Genomic DNA, 3,476 nt, shown 5'->3' with positions numbered 1-3,476 from the left:
CTGACCGACGAGGGTATTGACCGGCGTTACTACGAATTATGCGCCCTGTCGGAGCTGAAGAACGCACTGCGCTCTGGTGATGTTTGGGTGCAGGGTTCGCGTCAGTTCAAGGACTTCGACGAATACCTGGTGCCGATCGAGAAGTTCGCCACCTTGAAGCTGGCCAGCGAATTGCCACTGGCCGTGGCCACCGACTGCGACCAATATCTGCATGACCGACTGGAATTATTGGAGGCGCAACTCGCCACAGTCAACCGCATGGCGGCGACCAACGACTTACCGGACGCCATCATCACCACTGCATCGGGCCTGAAGATAACGCCGCTGGACGCAGCGGTGCCAGACGCCGCGCAAGCCTTGATTGACCAGTCGGCGATGTTGCTGCCGCACCTCAAGATCACCGAGTTGCTGATGGAGGTCGATGAATGGACGGGCTTCACGCGCCACTTCACACACCTGAAGACCGGCGACACGGCCAAGGACAAAACCTTGCTGATGACGACGATTCTGGCTGATGGTATCAATCTTGGGCTCACCAAGATGGCCGAGTCCTGCCCTGGCACCACCTACGCCAAGCTGTCTTGGCTGCAAGCCTGGCACGTTCGCGACGAAACCTATTCGACGGCGCTGGCCGAGCTGGTGAACGCACAGTATCGACAACCCTTCGCCGGAAACTGGGGCGACGGCACCACGTCATCGTCGGACGGCCAGAACTTCCGAACCGGCAGCAAGGCAGAGAGCACCGGGACATATCAATCCGAAGTATGGAAGTAGCCCTGGGCGGACGTTCTATACCCATATCTCCGACCAATACGCGCCCTTCAGCGCCAAGGTGGTCAACGTCGGCTTGCGCGACTCGACTTATGTGCTCGATGGCCTGCTGTACCACGAGTCTGACTTGCGTATCGAGGAACACTACACCGACACGGCGGGCTTCACCGATCATGTGTTCGGCCTGATGCACTTTCTGGGATTCCGGTTCGCGCCGCGCATCCGCGACCTGGGCGACACCAAGCTGTTCATTCCCAAGGGCGATACTGCCTACGATGCACTCAAGCCGATGATTAGCAGCGACAGGCTGAACATCAAGGCTATTCGCGCTCATTGGGATGAAATCCTACGGCTGGCCACTTCGATCAAGCAGGGCACGGTGACGGCCTCGCTGATGCTGCGCAAGCTCGGCAGCTATCCGCGCCAAAACGGCTTGGCCGTCGCCCTGCGCGAGCTGGGGCGCATCGAGCGCACGCTGTTCATTCTGGATTGGCTGCAAAGCGTGGAGCTGCGCCGCCGCGTCCATGCGGGGCTGAATAAGGGCGAGGCGCGCAACGCGCTGGCCAGGGCGGTCTTCTTCTACCGATTGGGTGAAATCCGCGACCGCAGTTTTGAGCAGCAGCGCTACCGGGCCAGCGGCCTCAATCTGGTGACGGCGGCCATCGTGTTGTGGAACACGGTCTATCTGGAGCGTGCCACCAGTGCTTTGCGTGCCCACGGCATGGCGCTGGACGACACGTTGCTGCAATATCTGTCCCCGCTGGGGTGGGAGCATATCAACCTGACCGGCGATTACCTATGGCGCAGCAGTGCCAAGGTCGGTGCGGGGAAGTTCAGGCCATTGCGACCGCTGCCACCGGCTTAGCGTGCTTTATTTTCCGTTTTCTGAGACGACCCCTATCAAAACGGTTTCCAACCGACTGTAATTTTTACTTCTCTTGACTCTATAGCGGCTATAGAGTTTACAATTGCGATCAATAATCATTAGCGATTCATGAATAAGAGAACACCGAGATGTTTGATTGCAGATTGCAACGCCTGAAACGAGCCACCCTTCATGCCATCATATTTCTGATGCTGCCACTTTCTCTATCTGCCGGGGCGAATGAAGCTGAGATCCCAGACAACGTTACTCAACTCCGGCAACTGGCACAGCTCGCTGAATACATAGGCGTTGATTATGCCGAAGCGGTGAAAAACGGTCAGGTAATTAATGACAATGAATATCAGGAGATGGTGGAGTTTTCACAACTGATTGTTAGCAAGAGCTCGCTGGCCGCCACTGCTGATGCAGAGTCACTCGCAGTGCAAGCAATGGCATTGCAGAGGGCCATCCATGATAAGAAAGGTGTTGATGAGATCCGTCAAATGAGTGCCAGCCTACGCGGCACATTGTTGGGATTGATGCCACATTTATCCCTGCCGGAACGGATATTACCTCAAGAAAAAATCCGGCCGGTATTTGAGACTAACTGCGGATCTTGCCATGGAGTATCTGGTCAAGGTGACGGAGTGCTGGCAGCACAACTCGATCCCGCACCCACGGACTTTACCGATAAAGAGCGGGCATTAAATCGATCAATTTTGGGTTTATACGACGCCATTACCAATGGCATTGACGACACCGCCATGCCATCTTTTCAACAACTAACGGAGCAAGAGCGTTGGTCAATGGCATTCTATGTCGGTGGACTCGCTTTTCAATCCAGCGAACCTACTCACAATGATTTGAATATTACCAAACTGCAGCTGATTAATCACAACCCACTGCAACTGGCAGCAGCACGCCCTGATATAACCCTACAAGCTTTGGAGAGTTTACGCGCTAACCCCTCGGCATTATTCAAGGCATCCCAAGATCCCTTGGCAATCACATGGAATCGACTTCAAGCCGCCCAAAAAGCGCATCAGAAGGGAGATTTTTCAACCGCAAGTGAACTCGCCGTCAGTGCTTATCTGGACGGTTTTGAACTGATTGAAAACAGCCTCGATGCGCATGACAAAGCACTGCGCCAATCCATCGAGTCCAACATGATGGCACTACGACAATTGACCAGCCGCCCCGACGTAAACGGAGAATTGGGTGCGCTAATGGCGGAGACGCGGCATTTGTTGGATGACGCACAACGTTTGTTATCAGAGTCCACCTTGTCCGAAGGAACTTTATTCACTGCTAGTCTGGTCATATTGTTGCGCGAAGGCCTGGAGGCATTGCTGGTTATCATTGCCTTAACGACGGTTTTGATAAGAACCGGGCGTCGGGATGCGCTTAAATATGTCCACATAGGCTGGATTGCGGCATTACTTGCCGGTGGTGCCACCTGGATCGCCGCTCAATCGTTGATCACGATCAGTGGTGCCAATCGTGAAATCATGGAGGGAATTGCCGCTTTATTGGCCGCGTTGGTACTGCTCTATGTTGGGATCTGGATGCATAGCAAAACCCAGGCTGCACAATGGCAAGCCTACATTCAGCAACATGTCGATACCCAACTTAAGTCTGGCACCTTGTGGGGGCTGGTGGCGTTGGCATTTGTGGCGGTTTACCGGGAGGTGTTTGAAACCGTATTATTTTATCAATCGCTGTTAACGCAGGCGGTATCAACCCAATATTCTTCTGTTGGTGGTGGCTTTGCGCTCGGTTTGTTGCTGTTAGCCATATTGGCGTGGGTGTTGATTCGCTTTTCCGTCAAGCTGCCGATCGC

General features: G+C 54.4%; 1 protein-coding gene and 1 pseudogene. Both read left to right on the top strand.

All coding sequences use genetic code 11. The annotated features are described in order from the left end of the window. Nucleotides 1-1,636: pseudogene (locus tag SHEWPOL2_RS21730) on the top strand (Tn3 family transposase); the annotation flags it as partial. 149 nt (nt 1,637-1,785) lie between these two features. Further along, a partial coding sequence (locus tag SHEWPOL2_RS21725; protein WP_050991424.1) for an FTR1 family protein occupies nt 1,786-3,476 on the top strand: 1,691 nt, incomplete at its 3' end.

Origin of the sequence: Shewanella sp. POL2, assembly GCF_000282755.1 — a bacterium.
In the GTDB taxonomy this organism is placed as follows: domain Bacteria; phylum Pseudomonadota; class Gammaproteobacteria; order Enterobacterales; family Shewanellaceae; genus Shewanella; species Shewanella xiamenensis.
This window is presented reverse-complemented; position numbering and strand designations above follow the sequence as displayed.